Genomic DNA, 521 nt, shown 5'->3' with positions numbered 1-521 from the left:
GCGATAATCGCGACGCGTCCGAAGGTGGCCAGCGCCGGAACCGCGGCGGCGAGCCAAAAGCCGGTGGTATCGAAGATCACCTGCGCACCGCCCTCGAACACCTGTTCGACCTGGCTGGGCAGCGCTTCCGGAGTGGTCAGCGGCAGCGCTTCAAACCCCTTGGCCTGCAGAGCCAGCCGCTGTTCCTCACGGCGCGCCGCACCCAGCACGTGCGCACCACGCACCCTGGCCAGTGCCAGGGCCGCACGGCCCACCGCGCCGGCGCCGATCACCAGCAGCCGCGTGCCACGGCCCACCCCGCTACGCTCCAGGGCATCCCAGGCGGTGGTATAGGGCACGCCGAGGCTGGCGGCCTGGCTGAAACTCAGGGTCTCCGGCTTCAGCGCCACGCCGTCGGCGGGCAGCTTCACGTAGGCGGCATGGGTGCCGTCGTTATAGAAGCCCAGCTCCTTGCCCGTCCCCCACACCGCTTTGCCCAGCAGATTCTGCGGACCTTGCACCACGACGCCGGCAAAGTCCCG

The 521-nt window shown here is 70.1% G+C and carries 1 protein-coding gene; it reads right to left on the bottom strand.

All coding sequences use genetic code 11. The features are described 5' to 3' along the window. Positions 1-521: zinc-binding dehydrogenase (locus ACYVD0_RS17435; protein ID WP_460427982.1), on the bottom strand; the 521-nt coding region annotated here is incomplete at both ends.

Source organism: Azotobacter armeniacus (genome assembly GCF_054779355.1).
This window is presented reverse-complemented; position numbering and strand designations above follow the sequence as displayed.